At 53.9% G+C, this 24044-nt stretch carries 22 protein-coding genes; 21 read left to right on the forward strand and 1 reads right to left on the reverse strand.

The features are described from left to right. Window positions 1-54: 54 nt before the first annotated feature. The 14 genes from FJQ58_RS22765 (at window position 55) to FJQ58_RS22830 (ending at window position 15225) form a co-directional block, all read left to right on the forward strand. Window positions 55-720, forward strand: a complete 666-nt coding sequence (locus FJQ58_RS22765; RefSeq protein ID WP_139997115.1) for an HAD family hydrolase — start codon at window positions 55-57, stop codon at window positions 718-720. 1392 nt (window positions 721-2112) lie between these two features. After that, on the forward strand, window positions 2113-3468 hold the full coding sequence (locus FJQ58_RS22770; protein ID WP_162341699.1) for an AMP-binding protein: 1356 nt from the start codon (window positions 2113-2115) through the stop codon (window positions 3466-3468). Then, window positions 3468-3737 carry a phosphopantetheine-binding protein gene (locus FJQ58_RS22775; RefSeq protein WP_162341701.1) on the forward strand — a complete coding sequence of 90 codons (270 nt, stop codon included), beginning with the start codon at window positions 3468-3470 and terminating at the stop codon, window positions 3735-3737. The genes FJQ58_RS22770 and FJQ58_RS22775 overlap by 1 nt, the downstream gene beginning before the upstream one ends. Then, entirely contained in the window at window positions 3734-4792 is a 1059-nt protein-coding gene (locus FJQ58_RS22780) for a Gfo/Idh/MocA family protein (RefSeq protein ID WP_139997118.1), read from the forward strand. Before FJQ58_RS22775 ends, FJQ58_RS22780 begins: the two co-directional genes overlap by 4 nt. Window positions 4793-4805: 13 nt before the next feature. Beyond that, complete coding sequence (locus tag FJQ58_RS22785) at window positions 4806-5933, forward strand: DegT/DnrJ/EryC1/StrS family aminotransferase (protein WP_139997119.1); 1128 nt, start codon at window positions 4806-4808, stop codon at window positions 5931-5933. A 57-nt stretch (window positions 5934-5990) separates the two neighbouring features. Then, window positions 5991-6275 (forward strand): acyl carrier protein, encoded by a 285-nt coding sequence (locus tag FJQ58_RS22790; RefSeq protein ID WP_238404420.1) that lies wholly within the window; start codon window positions 5991-5993, stop codon window positions 6273-6275. After that, complete coding sequence (locus FJQ58_RS22795) at window positions 6245-7231, forward strand: DUF6005 family protein (RefSeq protein WP_139997121.1); 987 nt, start codon at window positions 6245-6247, stop codon at window positions 7229-7231. The genes FJQ58_RS22790 and FJQ58_RS22795 overlap by 31 nt, the downstream gene beginning before the upstream one ends. Continuing rightward, entirely contained in the window at window positions 7215-8585 is a 1371-nt protein-coding gene (locus tag FJQ58_RS22800) for a glycosyltransferase family 4 protein (protein WP_139997122.1), read from the forward strand. The genes FJQ58_RS22795 and FJQ58_RS22800 overlap by 17 nt, the downstream gene beginning before the upstream one ends. Continuing rightward, on the forward strand, window positions 8572-10389 hold the full coding sequence (locus FJQ58_RS22805; RefSeq protein ID WP_162341703.1) for an ABC transporter ATP-binding protein: 1818 nt from the start codon (window positions 8572-8574) through the stop codon (window positions 10387-10389). The genes FJQ58_RS22800 and FJQ58_RS22805 overlap by 14 nt, the downstream gene beginning before the upstream one ends. Next, window positions 10386-11993 (forward strand): class I adenylate-forming enzyme family protein, encoded by a 1608-nt coding sequence (locus tag FJQ58_RS22810; RefSeq protein WP_139997124.1) that lies wholly within the window; start codon window positions 10386-10388, stop codon window positions 11991-11993. Before FJQ58_RS22805 ends, FJQ58_RS22810 begins: the two co-directional genes overlap by 4 nt. Further along, window positions 11947-12210: an acyl carrier protein gene (locus tag FJQ58_RS22815; protein ID WP_139997125.1), complete on the forward strand. Its 264-nt coding sequence runs from the start codon at window positions 11947-11949 to the stop codon at window positions 12208-12210. The genes FJQ58_RS22810 and FJQ58_RS22815 overlap by 47 nt, the downstream gene beginning before the upstream one ends. Before the next feature lie 173 nt (window positions 12211-12383). Beyond that, window positions 12384-13346, forward strand: a complete 963-nt coding sequence (locus tag FJQ58_RS22820) for a phenylacetate--CoA ligase family protein (protein ID WP_162341705.1) — start codon at window positions 12384-12386, stop codon at window positions 13344-13346. Between the two features lie 47 nt (window positions 13347-13393). Further along, window positions 13394-14344 carry a hypothetical protein gene (locus tag FJQ58_RS22825; RefSeq protein ID WP_139997127.1) on the forward strand — a complete coding sequence of 317 codons (951 nt, stop codon included), beginning with the start codon at window positions 13394-13396 and terminating at the stop codon, window positions 14342-14344. Beyond that, window positions 14344-15225: a sugar phosphate isomerase/epimerase family protein gene (locus tag FJQ58_RS22830; RefSeq protein ID WP_274382349.1), complete on the forward strand. Its 882-nt coding sequence runs from the start codon at window positions 14344-14346 to the stop codon at window positions 15223-15225. Before FJQ58_RS22825 ends, FJQ58_RS22830 begins: the two co-directional genes overlap by 1 nt. An 18-nt stretch (window positions 15226-15243) precedes the next feature. On the opposite strand, the gene FJQ58_RS22835 is transcribed toward FJQ58_RS22830, so the two are convergent. Then, on the reverse strand, window positions 15244-16095 hold the full coding sequence (locus FJQ58_RS22835; protein ID WP_139997129.1) for a helix-turn-helix transcriptional regulator: 852 nt from the start codon (window positions 16093-16095) through the stop codon (window positions 15244-15246). Between the two features lie 118 nt (window positions 16096-16213). On the opposite strand from FJQ58_RS22835, the gene FJQ58_RS22840 reads away from it, so the two are divergent. The 7 genes from FJQ58_RS22840 (at window position 16214) to FJQ58_RS22870 (ending at window position 24012) form a co-directional block, all read left to right on the forward strand. Then, complete coding sequence (locus FJQ58_RS22840) at window positions 16214-16486, forward strand: acyl carrier protein (protein ID WP_139997130.1); 273 nt, start codon at window positions 16214-16216, stop codon at window positions 16484-16486. Window positions 16487-16531: 45 nt separating this feature from the next. Further along, complete coding sequence (locus FJQ58_RS22845; RefSeq protein ID WP_139997131.1) at window positions 16532-17662, forward strand: hypothetical protein; 1131 nt, start codon at window positions 16532-16534, stop codon at window positions 17660-17662. Further along, complete coding sequence (locus tag FJQ58_RS22850; RefSeq protein WP_139997132.1) at window positions 17577-18743, forward strand: class-II aminoacyl-tRNA synthetase family protein; 1167 nt, start codon at window positions 17577-17579, stop codon at window positions 18741-18743. The genes FJQ58_RS22845 and FJQ58_RS22850 overlap by 86 nt, the downstream gene beginning before the upstream one ends. A 753-nt stretch (window positions 18744-19496) precedes the next feature. Beyond that, on the forward strand, window positions 19497-20606 hold the full coding sequence (locus tag FJQ58_RS22855) for a GntR family transcriptional regulator (RefSeq protein WP_139997133.1): 1110 nt from the start codon (window positions 19497-19499) through the stop codon (window positions 20604-20606). Window positions 20607-20899: 293 nt separating this feature from the next. Then, window positions 20900-22228 carry an ABC transporter substrate-binding protein gene (locus FJQ58_RS22860; protein ID WP_139997134.1) on the forward strand — a complete coding sequence of 443 codons (1329 nt, stop codon included), beginning with the start codon at window positions 20900-20902 and terminating at the stop codon, window positions 22226-22228. Window positions 22229-22297: 69 nt separating this feature from the next. Beyond that, window positions 22298-23182: a carbohydrate ABC transporter permease gene (locus FJQ58_RS22865; RefSeq protein ID WP_139997135.1), complete on the forward strand. Its 885-nt coding sequence runs from the start codon at window positions 22298-22300 to the stop codon at window positions 23180-23182. A 5-nt stretch (window positions 23183-23187) separates the two neighbouring features. Further along, window positions 23188-24012, forward strand: a complete 825-nt coding sequence (locus tag FJQ58_RS22870) for a carbohydrate ABC transporter permease (protein WP_139997136.1) — start codon at window positions 23188-23190, stop codon at window positions 24010-24012. Window positions 24013-24044: the final 32 nt, after the last annotated feature.

Below are 24044 nucleotides of genomic sequence, written 5' to 3' on the forward strand. Positions count from 1 at the left end.
GGGATCGCCTTTTTGGCCTATATAATAGAAGTGTGGAGTAGGAGAGGAGAGAGAATGATGAGAGAAATTAAGCATATCATTTTTGATTTTGACGGGACGCTGGCGGACACCTGGCCGGTCATGTTCATGGCTTGCGCCGGCGTATTCGAAAGGCATGATAACCGCAAGATAACGATTGAAGATATTTACAAGGTCGCTGGACCGACAGAGCTCCAAATCATTGAGATGCATCTGAGCAATCGGGATAAAGTGGATGTGGCCGTAAGTGAATTTTTGGCCGATTATGAGCAGCACCATGAGGAGCTTGTCGAAGGCAATGTCGAGATTGCGGAGCTGCTTCAAGATTTACGCCAAGCGGGGCTTGGCATTGCGCTGTTTACAGGGAAATCTCGGCGCACGCTGGATATATCGCTGGCAAAGCTGGGATGGGAAATCACCTTTGACCAGATCGTTACTGGCGATGATGTGGCCAAGCGTAAGCCCTCTGCCGAAGGAATCGAACAGATTTTGAGCGGGCTGGGTTGGTCGCGCGAGCATACAGTATTCGTGGGCGACAGCAACGACGACATGCTCGCCGGACAAGAAGCGGGAATGCGGACCTTTGCGGCGCAGTGGATGTCCATCGTGCAGGACAAGCATTACCGTATCGAGCCGGAGCAGATTTTTGAACGCGTCGATGCGTTTAAAACGTTTGTTTTGGAGCAGGTCGCCGTCCGCTAAGGGTATAAATATTCGGTGAGCCGAATGGCGAGTTTAATTGTAAAGGGCAGTCCATGAGCAGATTAGCTGCTAGCGGACCTGCCTTTTGTTTTGTTTGAGAAGGTCTGAGCTGCTGTATTTATTTGTATGTTTTATCTGCATTTAAACTTTAATCTATATAAGTTGAACTAAAGACTTTCGTGTTGGTCGCTGCATGAGTAGATTTTTTTTTTAGGGCGCGGATGTTACCAGATTCTTTGATTGACTAAGATATGTAAAGGTAAAAATCCGGCTACAAAGGTGAACACTTCGTTTCTCCAAAACGATCTTCTTACTTCGCTTAAACTTCAATTTTTAGATCAACTTATATAGGTAAGCGAGCTTAAGCTACTATCGAAATGAGTTGCATACATCCGTTTGATGGGAGCTGATTTAGAATGGTTATGATTTAAAGGGAATTCCTCCCTCTAAAATAGCTTTCTTCGCTGAGTACATAAAATAAAGGGAATTGCTCCCGATAAATCATCTGATTTACGTCAATTTCGGCTTCATAACTAGAATTAAAGGGAAAAATTCCAACTAAATGTCTCGAAATCCCGAAAACTCTTAAAATAGCGGGAGTAATTCCAACTAAATACTTCGAAGTCCCAGAAATTTTTGAGAGAGCGATTTTTTGTAAATTGAAATTCTATTTATATAACTGGAAATGGTTGAAATCCGATGCGATCAACAACGTGTTTTATCATACTGTTTCAATCTACCTCTACATCTCCAACCCAACCCAACCCAACCCAACCCAACCCAACCCAACCCAACCCAACCCAACCCAACCCAACGCTCAATCACTGGCGTTGCATAAACCATAATGGACATTCTGCCTGATGGTTCTGCCAATCATTAAGCACAATTTAAATCTGATTGAAGATGGTTCGATTACATAGCGGCTTGTCTTGTGAGTGTTCGATTTGAATCATTCGCAGAATGTGCTTCATCTTCTTTTGGTGTGAGCCCACACGCACGATAATGTTTTCAATGACGCTGCTGTCTGCTTCGATTTCAAGAAATTCAACGTTGTCCAAGAAAGCTTTATTCTTCAGATTACTCCGAAAGATGCTGCGATATTGCCTTGGCATCATTAGTTGAAAGGGCACGCTGAATGTGGCGAAGTGAGGACTTGACTTTGGAGAAGCGATTTTTTGTACGAATATGAGTCTAGAATGCGCTGAAATTCAGGCCTGGCAGAGCAAAGCAGCAGTGAGTATCCGGTCGAATAATAGGGAGTTTCGTCGATGGGTGTCGGATGTGTTCTGGGCGCCGCGCCAATCCTGAAAAATGGCGCACATTCTGAAGAATTATATATTGAATAAGAAGGTGGACAACCCTAGAATCGTAAGAAAAAGGAGTTGTTGCGCTATGGACCCCATGCTGAAAGTAGACGGCAATACCTGGAGCAAAGCACAGTTTGAATCGCGGATGCGGATGATTGGAGAACTGGAGCTTTGCCGCTCGCCCGAAGGGCACCGTTACGCGATCCGGCTGCGCGATCCGGTAGACATCTTGGCTGCGGTAATCTATTTTCGCGAGCATCATGCCTCGGCTTTACTGCTGCATGGAGATACGCCGAACGATGAAGCTGCGGTGATGGCGGCGAACGCAGGCTGTCGGGCGTTGCTTCTAGACGCGCCATTGCAAGCGCTTTCTCTACAGTTTCCTGAACATGGGGAAAGGATACCTGTTCAAGGGGGGAGCCGCTCAACGTTCATTAGAACACCGGCAGCTAGTGAGCCGCAATTTGAGCCCTCGCTGCTGCAGTTCAGTTCAGGTACGACAGGCGATCCAAAGCTGATCAGCCGGACTTGGTCCGATATCGCATGGGAGACGGTAAGCTACAATAGCTCGCTTGCCGCTGCGGGCGGGGAACCCCCGCTTGTGCTTGTGCCGGTGTCCCATTCATACGGCCTAATTACTGGCGTGCTGGCCGCTTGGGCGAGAGATGATATCCCACACGTTGTTCACACCCGGAATCCAAAGGCCGCATTGCGACATATCCGTGATAACCCGGACAGCATCGTCTACGCGGTTCCTTTCTTATACGGACTCATGGATTCGCTTAGCAAAGGCGAGGTTCGTTACCGGAAGGCGATCAGCTCTGGCGCTCCGTTGACCGAAAGCATGCTGGAGAAGCTAAGGGCAACGGCGGGCGAGGTATGGCAGCAGTATGGCTGCTCCGAGATCGGCTGCATCTCCCTTAAGGCAGGACCGGAGCGTCCCGACGAGGCGGGGCGGCCGCTGGCTCATCTGCATGTCACGGCGGAGAGCCTACTGGAGGAGCATGGCGAAGGCGCAGTCTCATTCGAAGGTAACGCGAGTGAACTCGTGGCAAGAAACGGCACGCAGGTAGTGAGGACGGGCGATATAGGCGTCGTAACGGCAGGAGGCGAACTTCGGGTGCTGGGCAGGCTGGACGATCTGATCAACGTGTCGGGGCAGAAGGTTATGCCGAGCGAGGTAGAGAGGGCGATTGCCGGAATCGTTGGCGTGAAGGAGGTGGTCGTGTACGGAGCTGCGCACTCCGTGTGGGGAGAAACAGTCAAAGCAATGATCGTGGCCGACGGAAAGATCGGAGCGGAGGCGGTCCGGGCGGAGTGTTCGAAGCTGCTGCCCGGCTACAAGGTGCCGAGCGCCGTGCGGCTCGTGGATGAAATCCCGCGCAAGACGACGGGGAAAATAAGCAGAAGATGGCTTCGTAAATGGGAGGAGGAACAATAATGGAACGGATTCGCATTGTTGACGGGCTGCGCAAGATTATCGCGGAAGAGCTGGATGTCGCGGCGCCCGCTGAGCTAAATGAAATAGATAGGCTGAATGAGGACTTGAATCTGGATTCTATTATGATTTTGCAGCTTGCCGTGTACATCGAAGAGTATTTTGAAGTGGCCTTTCCCGAAGAGGATGTTGATCCAAGCGTGTTTGCGACGGTCGGCAGCTTGACGGATTTTGTTGTCGCCCTACAGATATCGGGAGCCGCTCTCCGATGAAGCAGGTGAATCTGGGGATTGCGGGCTTTGGTCGCATCGTCGAGCTGACCCATCTGCCGCTGCTGAGGAAAATGCCAGAATATCACCTTAGCGGCGTATTCGATCTGACGCCGCAAAGGCGGGAGCTGGCGGAGCGCAGAGGCTTGGCTGCTTGGGAGAAGCTCGACGAGCTTCTGGACGGCGGGGCGGATGCGGTACTGATTGCGACGCCTCCGCGCAGCCACTACGCGATCGCGTCAGAGGTGCTGCGCCGCGGCAAGCATGTGCTTATCGAGAAACCCGTGACCGTCAACGCGGAAGAAGCGATGCTGCTGCGGGAGCTGTCCCATAAGCATGGCGGGATCGTCACGGTGTTTCATAACAAACGTTTCGATCCCGCCATGGCGATCCTGAAGGAGGTGCTTCAGAGTGGCAAGCTCGGCAGGATTCAATTCGTTGAACGACGACATCATCAATTCGGCTCAGGCGCCTCGTTTGGCGTGCAGTCCTTCCGGCCTTCCTGGCGGGAGGAGAGCGCCTATGGCGGAGGGGCGCTGCTGGATTGGGGCGTTCACCTGATCGATCAGCTGCTTCATCTCAAGCTGGGCAGCCGAACAAGCATAACCGCGATGATCCATCGCCTACGCTTCGGAAAGGGAGATGCAGAGGATTGCGTAACGGCCCATATGGAGCTGGATAACGGCATTCTGCTTATGCTGAACATCCACTTCGGCTCCCATGCGGCTGATCCGCAGTGGATCGTTGGAGGGGAGTTCGGAACCCTTCGAATTACAGGGCAGGGCGAAGCTGTCCTGCAACTGGAGAACGGGCCGCCGAACCCGGTTCCCTCCGCGTATTCCGGCAAGAAGAGCTATCGGGGAGATATGGACGCGGTGCGCCATATTTATGGCTCGTTTGCTGCTAAGCTGTCCGGAGAGGGCGAGCTGGCGGTTACGTTGGAGGAGGCCATCGAGGGCATGATCGTCATGGACGAAATAAGAGCTTCTGCTGCACAGGGAGATTCAGGGCATTGCTTGGCTGCCGGAGTTGAGTCCCTGTCGCAGGGAGCAGTCTAACAAGGGGGAAGGCATGGGAATATTGTTTGCGGGACCGCAGTTGGAGTTCGAACAAATTAGAGAAGCGTGGTTTGCGGCAGTGGGACAGTTGGCCGCGAAGGGCGTCTTCGTCGGCGGGCAGCCGGTTACGGAATTCGAAGGGGCATTCGCCCGATATTCCGGAACGGCATACGCGGCTGGCGTCGGCAATGGAACGGATGCGCTGTTCCTGACGCTCAAGGCGCTTGGCATAGGGCCGGGGGATGAGGTAGTCACGGCTGCCAACACGTTCGTCGCGACAGTCGAGGCGATTCATCATACGGGAGCGACGCCGGTGCTTGTGGATTGCGACTTGGGAAGCTATCTCATCGATCCGGAGAGTCTGCTCGAGAAGCTAACCCCGCGCACGAAAGCCGTCATTCCCGTACATTTATACGGCCAGATGGTGGATATGTCGCCATGGATCTCGCTTTTGCGAGAGCGGGGGATCGCTGTCGTGGAGGACAGCGCCCAGGCTGCGGGAGCGAGACTGGGCGGCATGCCTGCCGGCAGCACGGGCGATGCGGGCTGCTTCAGCTTTTATCCGGACAAAAACTTGGGGGCGCTCGGCGACGGAGGAGCGATCGTCACCTCGGATGAGTCGCTGCTGTCGACCGTTCGCAAGCTGCGCAATCACGGCGGCGAGACGCGGTATACGCATGAAATACCGGGCTACAACAGCCGGCTGGATGCTTTGCAGGCGCTTGCGCTGAGCCTAAAGCTAGAACGGCTGGATGAGTGGTCAAAGCATCGAAGGCGGATAGCGGGGCTTTACGAACGCTATTTGGGTGAGCTTGGCGGAATCGTATTGCCTGCGCACCGTGGCGATGACAGCCATGTGTTCCATCTGTACGTGGTGAGATTGCCTGCGGAGGCAAGGGAGAACGCTCGGCGTCATTTGCAGAAGAAAGGCATTTTGACCGCGGTGCAATATCCGCTGCCAGTACACCTTCTGCCGGCGTTCCGCCATCTGGGCTACAAGCCGGGGGACTTTCCAATCGCGGAATTTTGTTCGGAGCGCATTCTGTCCCTGCCCATGCACATCGGCATGAATGAGGAAGCGGTGATTGAGGTGGCGGAAGGGCTAAAAGGGGCACTTGCTTTGCCTGCTTATCGGAGTTAACGGCCCGTTGTCAGGTGAAGGAGGAGCCGAATAGGAGCATAGGGAGTGTGAATAGTGATGGCAGGCATGGAACAGGAAGACGTGCGTGAGAGCATTATGAATGGCCTGAGGGAAGAGATTGCGGAGTTAATCGATGATTCCGTTCTTGCGGGAGGAATCGGTGAGAATGACCAGCTGGAGCAGGCTGGCGTGGATTCATTTGTCATGATTAATCTGATTCTTCGCGTGGAGCAGCGGTTCGGATTAACGCTATCGGGCGGGGAGCTGCGAACCGAGGTCGTCGGGACCTTGGGGGGACTGGCGGACAGCATATGCGCCAAACGAAAGACGGCTACGGCATGAGCGGACCGCCGATTCATTGCTTATTGGATTGTTTGGCGTATCTTGTGCGGAACCGAACGGATATGGACCCGCGGCCCATTTATCTAGGTGTCTGGAATGCTCCGTTTATTGCGGATGAAGACGGGTTCTCTTACTATTCGGAAGAAATCGATCCCGATCTCGACCTGCGGCGCTTCGAGCAGTTGTACGGGCCGTGCCTGACTCGTTGGCTGGAGCCAGAATGGGAGAAGGAACGGCAGATCGCGCAGCTGGAGGAGGAGATGGCGGGAGCGGGCGAAACGGTATCCGTTATTGTGCTCGTTGATCTATATTACATGCCGCATTCTGCGATCTGCTACGGACTGAAGCACATGCCGCATATGCTCATTGTGGAGCTTGGTCGGGACGGCGCTTTGCGGGCGGTAGATCCGTTCTTCGATTGGGAGGGGGAGATTACCCGCTCGGTGCTGTACGAAGCTTTTACCTGCGGGGGACTGAGCTCCGGCATTACGCTTCGCCTCGACAAAGCCTCGGAGCCGGGGCCGATCCTAGCGAGAGAGGCATTCCGTATGCATTTCGACATGGAGACGAGTCCGTTGATCATGGGTGTGGATAACTATTTACGCCACATCGAGAACGGTACCCCCAACTATACGGCGGCGAAGCTGTACGCCAGCATCGGGCAGGTAGGGGTGATTGCAAAGCGCTGGAAGGGACTCGGAGAAGTGGCTCGTTATTTTGCGGACACAGGCGGCGGGGATGGAGCGCCGGTTGTGGAGATGCTGGATCAGCTGCTTGTCAAATGGGAAAATATTGTGCTAGTCATCGTGAGGCTGGGAGTGCTTGGCAACCATGCCAAGCTGACCGACGCGCGGGCGAAGCTCGCCAAGCTGGCTGAGCTGGAACGCGACATTCGTGCTGCATTGTGGAAGCTATTCGAACGATGGGAGGCGGCGGGGCATGAGCGGGTCGGATAAGAAGCTCCGTATCGGTTATTCCGCCGGTTCGGCGAGAATGGTGAACGAGCGGGCAATTGATTCCAACTGGGTTCGCTATATGGGGCAGCATGCCGAGCTGGTGCCGATTCCTCCGCTCGCCTTATACCGCCTCTTCGGAGGCTCGGTTGAACGATTCGTGCGGGAGTGGCCGGAGTCGCTGCAGCGTATGTCGGACGGGCTTTTGGAGCTTTGCAATCACTATGACGTGAAGACCTTGTACCTAAACATTCCCGCGCTTGCCCCTTACCTGTTCATGGGGAGGGCAGCGGGCGGCCTCGATCTCGGATTTTTGTTAATCGCACATTCGGTGGCATCTGAGCATTGGCTGCGGCCATGGCTGGCCATTGCCCCGTTTCTGAGCGAACGGGATGTTCTGCTATGCTCTACGCCGAGCAGCAAAGCTGCTTTGTGCCAAATCTCTCCTCGTTACGAGCTGGCCAAGGTTATACCGCTGGCTATAGAACCAAGGGCCTGGAGTGAGGTAGAGGAGGCACTCGGACGAAGGAACGGGCGAAGGCTGCTGTCCATCGGACGGCTGGAGGACGTAAAAAACATCGAGCTGCTGCTGCGGATGTTCGCGGCCGTGCTGGACGTCTTGCCGGATGCCACTCTGACTGTTGCAGGGGAATACACCGGTAGGGATAGGGCACAAATCGAGGGCTATGAAACGGTCATTACTGAATTGGTTGTGAGCCTTGAATTAGAGCGTCGTGTCAGCTTCGCAAAAGCCGTTGAAGGGGAAGCGAAGGAGTCTTTATTCTCGCAAGCCGATCTGCTCGTCAACGTCTCGACGGATCCCGGGGAGACGTTTGGTTATAACCTGCTGGAAGCGAAAGCGTGGGGAGTGCCCGCCGTGTGCGCGGGCTGGAATGGATTCCGAGACGTGATAACCGACGGGGAGGACGGTTTGCTCGTTCCTTGCGAATGGGATGGGCCTCACCCTGTCGTGGACGAGTGCCAGGCGTCGAAAGCGGTCCTGTCGCTGCTTATGAACGACGGCATGCGAATCCGAATGTCTCGGCAGGCTGCGGCATCGGCAAGAAGGTACGATAACCGGGATATATTCCCGGCAGTCGTGCGGGAAGCCGAGCAGGCCGCGGAAGCTGCAGTCAGCGAACCGGAACCGATAAACGTCGTCACGACGATGGGACAAAGCATGCCGCAGCAGGCGAAACTGTACCGATTGGAGCATTTGCAGCAGCTGCCATTCCATGGGCAGACACTGCTACGAATCGTAACATCTCCGTCGAAAACGCCGTTGTCGGAATGGATGCCGCTCGTCAAACCGATTGCAAGCCATTATGCGGGGAGGACCGCTTATGCAGAGCATTAGATTGTTTATGCGTCTAACGCCTTATGTCCGGATTCGTTGGCCGCTCACGGCGGCCGCATATGCTTGCGCCTTGTTGAGCTTAACCTGTCAACTTGCGCAGCCTTATCTGTTCTTGATGCTGATCGATCGGGTATTGACGGGGGGCGAACGGGAACTGCTCGCTCCGCTGCTGCTCGCTTCGGGGGGACTTGCGATTAGCTCCATGCTGCTTGGGACCGTGCAAGCCGCCATGTTCCGGTACTTGGGCATCCGGCATACGCTGGACCTGCGCGAAGTCATCCTGGCGCATCTACGCCGATTGCCGATGGCTGAGATCGAACGGCATGGCGCGGGCAAATATTCCGCGTTGATGGGCATGGACACCGCGACGATGGGCAATTTTTTGAACCATGTGGTCAAGGAGCTGCTCTCCCAGTGGTACACGCTGCTGTTTGCGCTCGCAGTCATATTCTATCTGGATTGGCAGCTTGCGCTCGCGGCACTCGCGGTTATCCCGATTCTGCTGGCTATTCCCCGGATGTTCCGTTCGCTTATTATGCGCCATACAGGGGCTGTCAGGGCACATAACGAGGAGATCGGCACGTATTTGTACGAAAGCATAGAGGGCTCTCGGGAGATTCGCATTCACGGGCTGGAACGATGGGAGCGGGAACGAAACGAAGCCCGCTACCGCAATCTGGTGGGAGCTAGCGTAAAGGATACGCTTTACCGGGTGCTGTCGGCTCATTCAGGCTCGCTCGCGGTAAGCGGCATCGTCGTATTGGTCTACGGCTTTGGCTCCGGCAGGGTAATGGACGGGACGATGACGATTGGCATGCTCGTCGCTTTGGTTCAATATTTAAACAATGCGCTTGCCCCCGTGCAGGCCATGAACCACTTTGTGGGGGAGCTCCAGGGCGGGGAAGTGGCCATGAAGCGAATCGAGGAATTTCTCTGCTCGCCAGAGGAGCCGATGCCCCGCGAAGGCGCTGCGGAAGAAGTGACGGGACAGCCTTGGCTGCCGACTGTCGAGGCTGAGGGTCTGACGGTTCTAGGCGGAGAACAGACGATATTGGACGGTGTCGACTTCGCTCTGAAGGAGGGGCAAACAGCTGCGTTCGTCGGACGAAGCGGCTCGGGCAAAAGCACATTGTTCCGCGCGATCCTCGGCTTCATGCCGGTAGAGACCGGCGTAATCCGGCTCGGAGGCGTGCCGCATACTGCATGGACAAGGGAATTTCTCAATCGTCGTATCGGAGCGGTGTTCCAAGAGAGCTTTCTGTTCGCGGGCAGCATTCGCGATAATATCGCGATCGGACGGCTGGATGCAACGGATGAGGAGATTTACGAGGCTGCCTGCAAGGCGGACTTAGGGTCCTGGATTGACAGCCAACCTGATGGGCTGGCTACGGCAGTAGGCCATCGAGGCGACGGGTTGTCGGGTGGACAGCGGCAGCGGGTTGCCATTGCCAGAGTATTCCTGCAACGGCCGGAGGTGCTAATCTTGGACGAGCCAACCTCCGCGCTTGATCGAGGGACGGAGGGACAGGTGCTGGAGGCTTTGGCTGAGCTGATGAAAGGGAAAACGACGCTAATCTCCACGCACAAGCTCCAAACCGTGGAAGGAGCGGACATGATCTATGTAATGGAAGCGGGGGAAATGACGGATAAGGGCAGCCATGCCGAGCTGTTAAAGCGCGGAAGCGCGCCTTACCTTGCGATGCTTAGCCGCCAAAGCCGTATCTCGGAATCGGAGGAGCTCGAAGGTGAGGCAGTGCCTTCGGATCTGCCGCTTGAGTTGTCTAAGAGGGAGATGCCGGCATGAGCGCGATACCGATTTCGTTTGCGAAGTGGCTGCTGGATACCGCCAGGCCGGATCGCGGCATGTTCTACGATCTCAATGGTGAACGCTGCTATATCAGCTTCGACGAGCTTTACCGGGAAGCGCTGCTTATGGCGCAGCGCCTTGGTAGCCTGAAGCTTCGTCCGCGGTTTATCGCGCCGATCTGGATGACGTCCTCCCCGGCTTGCTTCCGTGCGATCATGGCTGTTGCGCTGGCGGACGGTATACCGGTCCCGCTGCATGCCGCTTCCTCCATTGCGGAAATACCAGCGATACTGGGCGGGCTGGAGGCCGAGCTTTTCCTCTATAGCCCGTCGCTGCTCTCGGCTTCGCGACTGGCTGAAAGTTGGGAAGCGCTAGCGGGACACGTAGCACTGCTCATGGACGGCGAGACAGCTGAGGTATGTAATACGGAGATGCAAGACCTGGCGAGCGGGCTGCCAGAAAGAACGCGCCGTTATGTACCGCCGCATGATACAGCGTTTATCTTCATGAGCTCCGGCTCCACGGGTACGCCAAAGGGCATTATGCTGAGCCTTCGCAATGTTTGGTCCAACGTTCGATCCATTAGGCAAAGTCTGGAGCTAGGCGGAAGCGACAGTGTGCTCATTACGAAGTCGCCGGGCTATTGCTCGACGGTAACGGGCGAATGGCTGCTCGCGCTGGATGCGGGAATGAATATCGCTCTTGCGCCAGGCTTGACCCACCCGTTGCAGCTTATTTCGGCGATTCGAGAGCATCGGCCTACGTTTCTATGTACCGTGCCGGCTGTCATGCTGCCGCTTGCTAAATCCGTCAAGTGGCAGGCAGGCGATTTTCAAAGCTTGCGGAAGCTGATCGTTGTCGGTGCGGCAATGCCGCCCGATATGCTTCTGCTGATGCAGAGCAGGCTGCCAGCCACGGACATCATGCCATGCTACGGGCTGACAGAGGCATCGCCGCGCGTGACGTATTTGCCTTCGCGCTGGCTTACGGTCAAGCCTGGTTCGGCGGGGAAGGCCGTTCCCGGCGTTGAGCTCGCTATTTACCATAACGGACAGCATTGTCCGCCGGGCGAGACGGGGGAAGTCGTCGTCAGGGGCGATAACGTGATGCTGGGTTACTATAACGACGAGAAACGTACGGCGGAGGCGTTGACGCCGATTGGATTGCGGACGAAGGACGAGGGATGGCTTGATGAGGATGGCTGCCTGTATTTAACCGGCCGATCGGACTATGCGTTCAACGTAGCTGGGCACCTGCTTCATCCGGAAACGCTGGAGAATGTTCTGCTGTCGCATGCCGCTGTGGCCGAGGCTGCGGTGGCGGGCATGAAGGATGCAGCAACGGGAAGCCGACCCGTCGCATTTGTTGTCCTAGAAGAGGGGGGCTCTGCTTATAACGATGCCAAAGCCGTGACAGAGCTGCTCGAGTATTGCCGGGAACGGCTTCCTGCGGCGGGAAGACCCCGGGACATTATGATCGTTCCGGCGCTGCCCCGAACGAAGACGGGCAAGCTGGACCGAAGAGCCATTCAAGCAAAAGTAGAGGAGGGGTACGATGATCACGGAAGAAGAGAGATCTCCGTTGCAATTGACGGTCATTGACATTATGGCGGGGCTGTTGAGACGGCGGCCGGAGGATATTCGGTTGGAGCATTCGCTGCTAAACGATTTGTATTTGGATTCGCTGCATGTGCTGGAGCTGCTTACACTGCTGGAGCAGCGGTTCGGCTTCGAAACCGACGCCGAGGACCTGCAGCCGCATGTGTTCAGCACGGTGGAATCCGTAGTCGCGTTCGTTCGCGAGAAGGCGGCTTCATGACGGGAATTACGATGCCGGAACGACTGGAGCGAGCCGCGGCGACGGCGGCCGAGCAATATCCGTTTTATCGGCCGTTTCAAGGTGCCGGGACATCCTTCCGCGATCTGCCCGTCATGGACAAGGCGACGATCAACGCTAACCGGGAGCTGCTTGAGCTTCCCACCCAGGAATCGTTGATCGTCTCCCATACTTCGGGCAGCACGGGCACGCCGTTCCGTTGCATAAAGACTCGGGAGGAGCAGCGGGCGTTATGGCTCGCTATCCAGCGGAGCCGGCGGAGAGCCGGCGTGCCGACAAACGGCCGCATGCTGCTTCTGGGCAACGCCTTGCTCGCGGACCGCAGGATGGTTACGCTCTACGGCAACCGGATGATGCAGGAAAAACCGCATCTGATTCAGGGGCGCTGCTCCGGCCTATACGAGCTTGCCATGTATGTGGAAAGGAACGGATTGCCAATAGCTGACTCGCTCGTCGCCTTGCAGAACTGGGGTGAATATGCGCAGCCGGGACAACGCAAAGAAATTGAGCGCGTCTTCGGCGTGCCCATGCTGGACTATTACGGCATGGAGGAAATGTGGCTTATCGCCTTCGCGGGCATGGACGGGGTGCTTCGCATCGACGAATCGCTCGTATACGTGGAAGTGCTGGACCCCATCACGCTGCAGCCCGTCCCCGAAGACGAGACGGGGGAGCTGGTGGTGACTTCCTTCGTCATGAATAGCTTGCCCTTCCTGCGCTACAGGACGGGGGACATGGGGAGAATCAGGCGTGACGAAGCCCCCGGTGGGCCGAGCCTTACGCTGATGCCATTCCGGCAATCCTCCATCAAGCTTCCTGGCAGAGAGGTTCAGTCTGCCGTATTGCGTTATCTTGATGGGTTCTACAAGTGGCTGGCAACGGATCTTGGCGTCAGGCAATTCCAGCTCGTTCAGGAGTCGTATTACGAATTCCGCCTCCGTGTCGCCGGTAACCAAAGCAGCGGCGCGGAGCTGGAAGAAGCGGCGGACAAGCTGGCGAATTTGCTGAAAAAGGTGCTTTTGACAGACGAATTGCAGATCGCCGTGGAGCATGTAGAAGAGATTCAGCCCCATCCCGTCAGCGGGAAGTGCCATCCCTTTGTCAGCCATGTGTCTTGATTTGGTAATCTCGTTCAATCTAACTATGGGGGAGGAAGCAGAGGGACATGGTTACAGACGTTTATCGTCACGAAAGCCCGGCTGGGCTAGCCGCGCTGGAATGCACGGCATCATGCATCGTAGCGGCGCTTTCGCTTTCCGGCGAAGATCCACGCTATTTTCTGCTCGGCTACTGGCATATCGGATATTATGACGGCATGCTGATGTCCGTTCGGAACATGAAGTGGATTGATTTGCAGTTCGAATACGGAATCCGCTTCTACCTGACATCGGGGAGCGCCGAGGCGATCAGCTCGCTGCTCGATGAAGGCGGAATGGCAATCGTATTATGCAAAGCCTCCAAGCTGCGTTTTTTCCCGAGGTCCATGCTGGGCTTCGAGTCGGCCGGCTTCTACCATAGCGTTCTGCTCCATAGACGGGTTGGCGGAGAAGGGGAGGGCCGTTATGAGGTCGTGGACCCGGTAGCCGGCTACGCGGGAGAGATGACAGCGACGGAGCTCTTGGTAGCCAGCGTGAGGAGGAATGAGCTGGTGTATTGCAAGCTGGCTTGGGACGCTGCTTACAGACGGCCCTCTCGGGAGGTATCGCTGCGCAAGGAGTCGGCGGCGATTCTAAACGGTTATCGGAGGGAGGCGGGCAGAGCTTTCCAACTCTTCTGCGCCGATGTTACAGCCAGTGCCGATTGGGAAGAAGAACGGCGCAGAACGTGGGCGGAGCAGAACATGATCGCGCTCTCCGCTTTGATCCGGATGCGAGGTCTCGTATGGCAAAGCTATCGGGAGCTTGGATCATATTCGGAATGGGAAGCGGAAGAAGGCGCCCGAAGAGCGGAAGATGTGAAGCGGGGCTGGATGAACGTTAACCTGCTGCTGGCGAAGCTTGGGAAACGCCGGCCGGCCGGGGACCTACGGGAAGGACTGCTGCGCAAGCTGGAAGGAGCCCAGCTTGCAGAGCTGGAGCTTCTCGAATATTTGGCGGCGGGAGGCGGGGCTGAGTGATGAATATTCATTTATGCTCGATTTCGTTCCGGCATGAGCTGGTCTCATTCCCGGAGCTGCTGGACTTCGCGGCACTTAACGGCTTCGCGGGCATCGAGCTATGGGGCGCGCATGCCGCGGCCATGGCCCGCCGCATGCCGATGCAGGCGGCCCGTGCCGTACTCGGCATGCGGCGACGGGGGCTCAAGGTTGCCATGATCAGCGGCTATGTGCCATTGCTTGCCGAGCCGGAGGAGCTTTATGATGCCAGTGCTTGGCGTCAATGGAGAGATTTAATCGCGCTGGCACGAATGTTTGAAAGCGACAAGATCCGGATTTTTGCCGGGAATAAGTCTAGCAGCCAATCAGGGGAAGAGGACTGGCGGCTAGCGGTCGGCAGGCTGCGCGAAATGGCTAAACTGGCATGGAAACACGGCATTCGCACTGTCATCGAGACGCATCCCGGTACACTGGCAGACAATCTGGCGTCTACGCTGCGATTGATTAGGGAGGTTGATCATCCCATGCTGGGCGTGAACCTGGATTTTCTACATCTGTGGGAAGCGGGCGATGACATCGCGAGCGCGTATCAGCGACTGTCGCCTTGGACGATGCACTACCACTGCAAGAACGTACGGAGTCGTCGCGAGCTTGGCGTCTTCTCTCCGGACAACGTGTATGCCCCTGGAGGGGCGCGGGAAGGCATGGTTCCGCTGGCGGAAGGCGCGGTCGACTACGAAGCCATATTTTCGATGCTTCGAGACAAGGAGCCCTTAGCCTCCTTCTCGTTGGAATGGTTCGGAAGCGATCCCTACCGCTATTTGTCCGAAGAGATAGCTTGGATCAAGGCGCAACACGGCAGTCACGCATTCAATCCTGCGCCAAGCCGCTTAGGAGGATAACAGAGAGCACCATTTGGCTCATACATCCATCGTCCTCGTCCGATATCGTCTCCGGTATTCCATGGGCGTCATGCCAAGCCTGTTTTTGATCATGCCGGTGAAATTGCCGGGGTTGCGGATGCCGACGTGCTCGCAGATTTGTTTGACCGGAGTGTCCGTATTTTCCAAGTAATGGAGTGCTTTGCTAACCCGCAGCTCGTTCAGATGCCGGATAGGAGATACGCCGAAAATATGACTAAATTCCTGGCAGAAGTAATTAGGATGATATCCGATCGCGCCGGCGATCTCCTGAAGCGAGAGATCGGGATTGCCCAGATGCTTGCGCATATACCGGACGGCATAGACGATGGGCAGACTGCTTTTTTTGCGCTTATGGGCTTTGGACGGCTGGGCTGGGGACTCTCGCATTTCCTCCGCCTGAGGCAAAGCGGATTGGCTATCCGGCAGAAGAAAGCTCTCCATCAGCAAGGAGAACAGCAGGCTGCTGATATGAACGCGTGCGGCGCTATCCTCCGCAGCCATAGGCAGTTGATAAGCTTGGAGCTGCAATAATAGTTGCTTGCTGAGTGAATTGATGTGACCCTTCAGCGATGGTGGGAAGCTGTCTAATTCAAGCAGAGCAGGGAATTGGAAGCTGGCCGCCTGGAGAGCAGGCGATTCGTCAGAGGTGAGCCTGACGGTCTGCAGAGGCGCAACTAGAAGCGGCTGGCCAGGCGCAAGGATCTGCATGGAATGGCCGACATCGCATGCGAAGCTTTGCTGCGGCGACCACAGCAGTTGAAAACTGGAGCTTGTCCACTCATCCCGGGAGATATTTTGGAAGCGGTCGAAGCTTAGCGGAATCAACCGGGAAATCTGCCATTCTAACATGAATTATCCCCCTTAACCAGCATCATGAGGCCGGCGCTTAGCTGCGGATTCCGGATATAGCTATTATAGCTAAAAAGGGCGAGGCGGAGGAAACAAATAATAGACGGGAGTGTGTCCCATGTCCATTCATGCCGCGAGTAGCGATACGGTTCAATATTTAAAGAAAAAGATAGCGGAAATGACCGATAATCCGCTTCTGGAATTCGATGCGGATATCTATGCCCAGATTCGCGATATGGGCGTGGACTCGCTTCGAATGATTCAGCTGCTTGTCCACATTGAACAGCACTTTGATATCGCATTTGACGATGACGAGCTGATTATCGATTATTTCGCAACCATCGATCAGTTTGCCGCAAGCATTGCCAGAAAGATGGCCTCAGCTGTCTAGGCAAGAGGGGTTCGTTAGGACAATCCACAGAAGGAGGATGACGTCATGACAACGAAACGGCTGCCCATGCACGACCATGATTACAAGACGTATCCCAACATCGCCCATTTATTTTGCATAATTGGCAACCGGGAGGAGACGCTCCCGTGGGTGTACAACAACTTTATTCAACTCGTTTATTTCGGGTCGCTCCGCAAGATCGACTATACCAACAAACAGGACAGCTTCTTCGACCCGCTTTTGTTCGACTGTCCATGGCTGCAATTTCAATTCATGCACCGGGACACCGTAGCTTATAAATGGCAAGGAAGCATTGTCCAATTTGCGATCGAGGCCATCGATATGGGACAGTATGTATACTTTTTGGCCGACCAGTCGCATATTCGGGAATCCGATGCTTACGGCAGGCATGCGCACAATCATGACATGTTCATTTACGGCTACGATAAGGCAGCGGGCACGCTGCACATTGCGGACAATTTGCGAAGAGGGAGATACGTCGAGACGACCTGCTCCTTCGCAGAGATGGAGGCTGCTTACGCGGCAGCCGACCCGGACAGCGATTGGTTTGACCGGCGAGTGATGTCGGTGTCCTTTAAACCAAAAACATATTTTCAGTATGAAAGAAATACGGCCTTCGATTCGTTGTCCGCCGTGGATGCGATGGACCGTTATGTCAGGGGATGGAAGCCGCCCTCTTACCTATGTTTGGAAAATACGTACGGGATCAAGGTGTATGACCGTATTCAGGAATATTTGCAAGGGCTTGAGCAGGGGCGGGACGTGGTAGATATCCGCTTGCTGCATATTTTGTGGGAGCACAAAAAGCTCATGCACAGAAGGCTCCGCTTCATGCTTGAGCACGATTTCCTGCGGGACGCTTCGCTCGAATCGGCCTATGCCGAGGTGGAGAGAGGACATGGGATCGCGGTAGGCCTGCTGCTCAAGTATTCGGTTTGCGGAGACAAGAGGAGCATCGACAAGGTATCCTCCCTATTGTCCGATGGGGCAAGGCTGGAGAAGGAACTGTTGAACAAGGCCATAGCAGGGACGCGTCATCGTCCCATGTATGATAAGGGAGGTGCTTTTAATGGAGAAGATTCGGTTGTCCTGCATGGGCATACTGACCGCAAACCAAGCAGAATCGCTGATGTCCAAACTGGCATACAGCGTTGAGGGCATCCGGAGCTGCGAGTGGAATTCCGAAATGATGGAGGTTGTCATTGAGCCTGTAAGCTTGGAGTCCTGCAAGGAGATTGCAGCGACGGCAGAAGCGATGATCGCCGAGGAACGTGGAATCCGCACGCTTGGAAGCAGGACGATTAAGCAAACTCCCGCCAGATCCGATATGTCGGAAGGGTGCTTCGATGACGGGCGCGAGAAGGCACTGCAGCAAGCTTACGCGACGGACGGAAGCGTCAAGCGGGATTATGCGGTAAAGCTGATCGGGCTGCTCGATCGGTTGTTCGAAGAGATGGCCGTCCATAGGGGGGCGGCACTTCGCCGATACCCCTCCATGATTGGACTCGACACGCTGGAGAAATGTGGGTATATCCGCTCTTTCCCGCAAAATCTGTTCGTGGTTGGCGAGTTCCCCCATCGGTATGACACGCTCAGGCAGGTCAAAACGGCCGCGGACCCTGCATCGCTTGCAAGGCAAAGCCGGCATGCTTTGGCGCCTGCGGTATGCTTTCACTGCTATGCCGAGCTGTCGGGGCAAGTGCTGGACAGGCCTGTGCGGCTTACCGCGATGGGCAATTGCTTCCGTCACGAGGCGGAGTGGAGGGTGGGCAATCACCGGTTAACTGAATTCGGCATGAGGGAAGTCGTATTCATCGGCGACGCGGATTTCGTGGAGGAAGAACGGGGCAGGTGGATGCAGGGAATTTGGTCGTTGTTTATCGAGCTTGGCTTGCACGGAAGCTTGACGACGGCGAATGACCCTTTCTATTTCTCGGAAGACGCACTTAAAATCCAGCATCAGAAGATGGCTTCTATGAAATATGAATTGCTGGTGGAAACGCCGGCCCGCAGCACGTTCTCCATCGCCTCTTTTAACCATATGGGAGACTCGCTTTGCAAGCCGTTCGACGTCAAGGGGCCTACTGGTTTGCCGTGGTCATCGGGCTGCGTCGCTTTTGGCATAGACAGGTGGGCATACGCGCTTCTCGCGGAATACGGTGCATGGGATGAATGGCCGTCGGCCGTCAAGGATAGGCTTCATGGCCGTGCCATGATGCCGGTAGCACAAGGTTGACGGAATCATTTATTTGACAAAAGAAAACATTAAAGCCGATTAGGTAAGTATTCCTAGTCGGCTTTGGCATGTTTGGTGATTCTGCCGAGTAGTATTTTTCCGTCTCTTACTAGAGACGCTCAAGCTCGTTCATGAGTATATCTCGAATTACAATGAAACGAGTTTTAAAATTAGCTGGAAAATGTACCGTTAAAACAGAGGTTTTTAGCGAAAAAGAACCATTAGATGGAATTTGTCCTGTTAATTTGAGTAAATTTAATGCATTTACTGGAATTTTCATAGATTAACAGGAAGAAATCCTGCTAAATGAATTTTTGTTGTTGTACACAGCTAATTAGCAGGATGTTTTCCTTCTAATTTGGTTCGCACCATCACCAAACCCGCCTTCCACACGAATATTCGATCCCTACTTTATAGATGATGTATGATCGCTTGGCATGCAGCATACTCCATCCGATAGGCTATGCAGGAAAAGGAACTCACTTGGCCACAAGGAGTGGCGGATCGGAGGCCGCTGCATGGAGGCCTTGTATTTGATCGTAGATATTTCCAAGCTAACTGTTCTAAGCTATAGGAGTAGGAGCAGATAGGAGGCCGCTATATATAGGCCGTGTATTCGGCGGCAGATAGTTTCATGCTAACTAGCCTTAGCTAGGATACGATTCGCTGAAACACAAATAGCAGCTCTCAATTGACACAGATGATACAAATGGAATATAGTCATGGTATTCATAGCCGCAAGAAAGGAATGCCATGTCAAACTATCCGTATACCCGAATTAAGGAAGACATCAAGCAGCGTGTATTGGAAGGGGAGTGGCTGGCCGAGATGCGCCTGCCCTCCAGCCGCAATTTTGCGCTGGCTTACAATTCCAGCGTAAACACAGTGGAGAAAGCGATTAAGGAGCTGTGCGCGGAAGGGCTGCTTAAGCGGGACAACCGCAGAGGCACCTTTATTGAGAACGGCGTCGTGTCCCCGCTTGGCCAAAGCCGGTCAGGGCTGATTGCCGCATCGGTCATCGGTATTGAGAACCCGCTTTGGGCAACTGCGCTGCGGGGAATTGAGGATGTCATTCATCTGCATGGTTATCATCTCCTCAGCTACAGTGACGACCGCAGCCTGGATAAGCTGGAAGCCTTGGTTAAAGGGGCTGTGGCCAAAGGGGTGGATGGCGTTATCCTAAGCCCAATCATCGATAAGCACCATGAGGAGCGAAACCAGCGGCTTTACCGGCTACTGGCGAGCAGCAACGTGAAGGTTGTGTTCCTTGACCGGCATTTGTACAACAGCGACATTCCCTTTGTCACGAGCGATAACGTAGCGGGAGCCTACAATTTGACGAAAATGCTGATCGAAAAAGGACATCGACGAATTGCATTTATCCGCAACTCCGATCTCAGCACCTTTAACGAGCGGTTGCTCGGCGTTAAGCAAGCGTTCATTGATGCAGGCCTATCTTTTGACTCCGATCTGGATGTGCTGATTCCGACCGAGTTTGAAAACTTCGAAGAGGAGTTTGAAGTATTTGGCGACAAAATTGCGGCAAAGCTCGGCGAGGTGCCCTGCACGGCTATATTTGCCGCGAATGACCAAATTGCCGAAGCGGTAATATCGGCCTTAACGATGCTGGAGCTTCGTTTTCCCGAGGATCTTTCGCTAGTCACTTACGATGCGCTGAACCTGAACCGGAAGCTGAAGCTTAACGTTACGGGCGTAAACCAGCCCTTCTACGATATGGGGAGAACGGCAGCGAACCAGCTGATGAACCTGCTTGAAGGAAAGGAGCATCTATCGGTGCTCGGGCAAATCTGCAAGGCAGAGATCAATCTCGGCAGCTCCATTATGGAAATTAAGCATACCTAACGCATAATAAGACCCTTGTCTTCAATGGCAAGGGTCTTATTTGTTGTATCAACTGTATCATTAATATAATATTTATGATCATAGTATTGACACAGATAGAGATAGGATCTATCATAACGGTATGAAAGTAATACAGTAATTTCAACTCTGTATTATTTAATTTGATACAGATTGTTTCAAAGCTATCTTTAACGAAACATGCAGCATCTAACAAGATTGATTGTAAGCGTTATCGGCCATGCAGAGGGACGAGCGTTGACAATACAAACCAAAGGTCAAGGGGGATTTGACAAATGAACAAACGGTTCGGCAAGCTGGCCATTATTCTTTTAACGGTCATGCTGATTGGGATTGTGAGTACAGGCTGTGGAAGCAATTCGAACGACAAGGGTAACTCCTCTTCTGGGAATGAAAGCGCTGGCAGCAATGCGGGAACGTCTGGAAAAATCGAAAAGCTCATCTACTATGGTTTCTCAGAATGGGTGACGGACCCGAATTTCGCACCTGTGTTCGAAGAGCTGAAGGAAAGATTTGCGAAAGAAAACCCTGGCTTTGAGGTTGAATTCCAAAGCGATCCTTGGGGCACTTGGGAAACGAAATACAAGGTGATGTTCGCAAGCGGCAATGCCCCGGATGTGTTTATTGTAAACAATCCGGATTTCCCTACGTTTGCAAACTCGGGTTACTTGCTTGATCTGGGCGAGAAACTGAGCGAGGACGCGTTCAAGGATTTTTTCCCAGGCATTTTGTCCATGTATACATGGAACGGCAAGCCTATGGCGATGCCTTACACTACGGATGCCAGGATACTCTGGTACAACAAGGAACTGTTTAAGCAAGCGGGCCTTGATCCTATGAAGCCGCCCGCGACATGGTCGGAGCTGAAGGATTACGCTTTGAAGATTGCGGATGCTACCGACGCGGCAGGGTTCGGCATGGATCTGGGGCTGAAGGAGTTCCCGGCGCAAAGCCTATTCACCGCTTCTGGAAGCTCTATCATTCAAGTGGATGACAGCGGCGCTATTACTCCAAATGTAAATACATCAGAATTTAAAGATTATTTGCAATTGTTGAAGGATATGGGACCTGCTTATGAAGCTGACTACGCAACACTCGACCATTTGAAGGTGGCGACGCTGTTTGCCCAGCAGAAGGTAGGCATGGTGCTGGCAGGCACGTGGGTAACGGATCAGAATCCCGATTTGAAAAACGCAGACTTCTACGGCCAAGCATTGGTTCCGAAATACAACGAGGGCGCGGCTGACGGCTCCTTCGGTGGCGGCTTCGGCATTGCGGTGTCCGCGAAGAGCAAGCATCCTGAACAAGCGCTTAAGCTGGCTCAGCTGCTTACCTCGGTTGATTTCAATGCACGTACGATGAGCGATGTCCCAGCCAATAACGCATCGCTTGCCGTATCTAAGTTCGCAACGGATCCCGCTTACAAAATCTTTATGGATCAAATCAAGTTCGCTAGACAATCGCAGCCCAAAACGCTCTTTTACAAAGAGATTGACGCTGCAGTATATGATTCGGTAAACAAGGTTCTGCTGGGCGGCGAAGCTGCCGAAGCCGAAGCAGGCAAGCTTGAAGCGAAAATAAACGAAATTATAGCTCAAAAATAATGGATAGTGTGGGCAGGCGACGCTGCTGCGTCTGCCCGTCTCCCAATCGATGAACCCGGAGGCAACAAGATGATTCGTAAACGTTTTTTCCGAAATTCGGTTCCTTATATGTACCTGCTGCCCTCGGTGGTCATTATCGCAAGCCTGCTGACGTATCCGCTTCTTTACAATCTGTATGTCAGCGTGCACCGCTGGCAGCTGAGCCGGCCCGACAAGCCTTTTATTGGTTTCGATAACTTCACGTCCATTCTGTCGGATGAAGTGTTTCGAAGCGTGCTGTGGACGACGGTCATCTGGACCTTCATTGGCGTGACGCTCCAAATGTTGATTGGCTTACTTGGCGCTTTATATGTAGATGAGAGAAGAAGAAGCAAGGGGGCGCTTCGGTCGCTGCTCCTGCTGCCTTGGGTGCTGCCTGGCGTCGTTACGGCACTTATGTGGAGCTGGATGCTGCAGTCGGACATGGGCATTTTAAACGATCTGCTCAAAACGCTGCACTTGAGTAAAGAGAACATTTCCTGGCTGGGCTCCGACCAAATGGCCCTTGGGACATTAATTTTCGTGAATACGTGGAAGGCTTTCCCATTCTGGTTCCTCATGCTGCTTGCGGGGCTGCAGGACATTCCGAACGATCAGGTGGAGGCGGCAAAGATTGATGGCGCACGCTGGCTTGGCATCGTAAGCTTTATTAAGCTGCCGCATTTAAAGCCGATTATTGGCGCTACCGGCGTCATTACGACGATATGGACGCTCAATTATTTTGATTTGATTTGGGTAACGACCAAAGGCGGACCGATGGATTCGACCTCTACCTTGCCCATTTACACGTATCGCTTAGCGTTTGAATTTTTTGATTTTGGCAAATCGTCGGCCATGGCGCTGGTCAGCTTGGTTATTATCGGCATCGTTTGTTTGCCTTATATGCGATCGATGCTGAAGTCTATTAAGGAGTGACACAATTGAAAGGGATTCGTCTAGGAAGTCATATGCTATTATTTATTGCTATCGCAGCAGTCATCTTGTTTCCCTTGTACTGGCTGCTTGTCACCTCCGTCAAGCCGTCAGCTGAAATCTTTGCCGTACCGCCCACGTTGTTTCCAAACCAAATCAGCTGGGATCATTACCGCAGTGTATTTCGCTATTCTGAAATTCCCGTTTACTTTATGAATTCCGTTCTGATTACGGCGATTACGGTATTCATCGTGCTGGCGGTTGCCAGCCTAGCCGCTTACAGCATGACTCGCTATAAATTCAAAGGAAAGCTTACGTACTTTACTGTCATTTTATTTGCGCAGGTCATGCCGCTCACCACGCTTATCGTCCCTCTTTATATTCTGTGGGGCAAGCTGGAGCTGCTTAATTCCTATACAAGCATTATTTTGACCTACTGTGCCATCCTGCTCCCGATGGCGATTTGGCTGCTGACCGGCTATTTCAAAGGCATTCCAAAGGACATTGACGAAGCGGCGACCATCGATGGCTGCTCTTCATTCGGCATTCTCGTGCGCATGATTTTGCCGTTGGCACAGTCAGGGCTAGTGGCGGTAGGACTTACCGTGTGCATTACAGTGTGGCAGGAAATTATGATCGCGATGACGTTCGTCAGCTCCGATGCCATGAGAACCCTGCCTGCCGGAATCAATACCTTTATTACGAAGTCAGGGATTCAGTGGGGGCCGCTTACCGCCTCAGGCATTGTCACGACCCTGCCGGTGCTTATTATTTTCATCATCTTTCAGAAGGCGCTTGTCAAAGGGTTAACCGCAGGCGCGACCAAAGGCTAGCAATCACCAATTAGAAATGCGAGGAATTCATC

The organism is Paenibacillus paridis, assembly GCF_006345825.1.
Lineage (GTDB): Bacteria > Bacillota > Bacilli > Paenibacillales > Paenibacillaceae > Pristimantibacillus > Pristimantibacillus paridis.

Excerpts from the sequence above, each read along its gene's own strand:
- FJQ58_RS22765 (WP_139997115.1), top strand. The coding sequence starts at position 55 with ATGATGAGAGAAATTAAGCATATCATTTTTGATTTTGACGGGACGCTG.
- FJQ58_RS22770 (WP_162341699.1), top strand. The coding sequence starts at position 2,113 with ATGGACCCCATGCTGAAAGTAGACGGCAATACCTGGAGCAAAGCACAG.
- FJQ58_RS22775 (WP_162341701.1), top strand. The coding sequence starts at position 3,468 with ATGGAACGGATTCGCATTGTTGACGGGCTGCGCAAGATTATCGCGGAA.
- FJQ58_RS22780 (WP_139997118.1), top strand. The coding sequence starts at position 3,734 with ATGAAGCAGGTGAATCTGGGGATTGCGGGCTTTGGTCGCATCGTCGAG.
- FJQ58_RS22785 (WP_139997119.1), top strand. The coding sequence starts at position 4,806 with ATGGGAATATTGTTTGCGGGACCGCAGTTGGAGTTCGAACAAATTAGA.
- FJQ58_RS22790 (WP_238404420.1), top strand. The coding sequence starts at position 5,991 with ATGGCAGGCATGGAACAGGAAGACGTGCGTGAGAGCATTATGAATGGC.
- FJQ58_RS22795 (WP_139997121.1), top strand. The coding sequence starts at position 6,245 with ATGCGCCAAACGAAAGACGGCTACGGCATGAGCGGACCGCCGATTCAT.
- FJQ58_RS22800 (WP_139997122.1), top strand. The coding sequence starts at position 7,215 with ATGAGCGGGTCGGATAAGAAGCTCCGTATCGGTTATTCCGCCGGTTCG.
- FJQ58_RS22805 (WP_162341703.1), top strand. The coding sequence starts at position 8,572 with ATGCAGAGCATTAGATTGTTTATGCGTCTAACGCCTTATGTCCGGATT.
- FJQ58_RS22810 (WP_139997124.1), top strand. The coding sequence starts at position 10,386 with ATGAGCGCGATACCGATTTCGTTTGCGAAGTGGCTGCTGGATACCGCC.
- FJQ58_RS22815 (WP_139997125.1), top strand. The coding sequence starts at position 11,947 with ATGATCACGGAAGAAGAGAGATCTCCGTTGCAATTGACGGTCATTGAC.
- FJQ58_RS22825 (WP_139997127.1), top strand. The coding sequence starts at position 13,394 with ATGGTTACAGACGTTTATCGTCACGAAAGCCCGGCTGGGCTAGCCGCG.
- FJQ58_RS22830 (WP_274382349.1), top strand. The coding sequence starts at position 14,344 with ATGAATATTCATTTATGCTCGATTTCGTTCCGGCATGAGCTGGTCTCA.
- FJQ58_RS22835 (WP_139997129.1), bottom strand. The coding sequence starts at position 16,095 with ATGTTAGAATGGCAGATTTCCCGGTTGATTCCGCTAAGCTTCGACCGC.
- FJQ58_RS22840 (WP_139997130.1), top strand. The coding sequence starts at position 16,214 with ATGTCCATTCATGCCGCGAGTAGCGATACGGTTCAATATTTAAAGAAA.
- FJQ58_RS22845 (WP_139997131.1), top strand. The coding sequence starts at position 16,532 with ATGACAACGAAACGGCTGCCCATGCACGACCATGATTACAAGACGTAT.
- FJQ58_RS22850 (WP_139997132.1), top strand. The coding sequence starts at position 17,577 with ATGGAGAAGATTCGGTTGTCCTGCATGGGCATACTGACCGCAAACCAA.
- FJQ58_RS22855 (WP_139997133.1), top strand. The coding sequence starts at position 19,497 with ATGTCAAACTATCCGTATACCCGAATTAAGGAAGACATCAAGCAGCGT.
- FJQ58_RS22860 (WP_139997134.1), top strand. The coding sequence starts at position 20,900 with ATGAACAAACGGTTCGGCAAGCTGGCCATTATTCTTTTAACGGTCATG.
- FJQ58_RS22865 (WP_139997135.1), top strand. The coding sequence starts at position 22,298 with ATGATTCGTAAACGTTTTTTCCGAAATTCGGTTCCTTATATGTACCTG.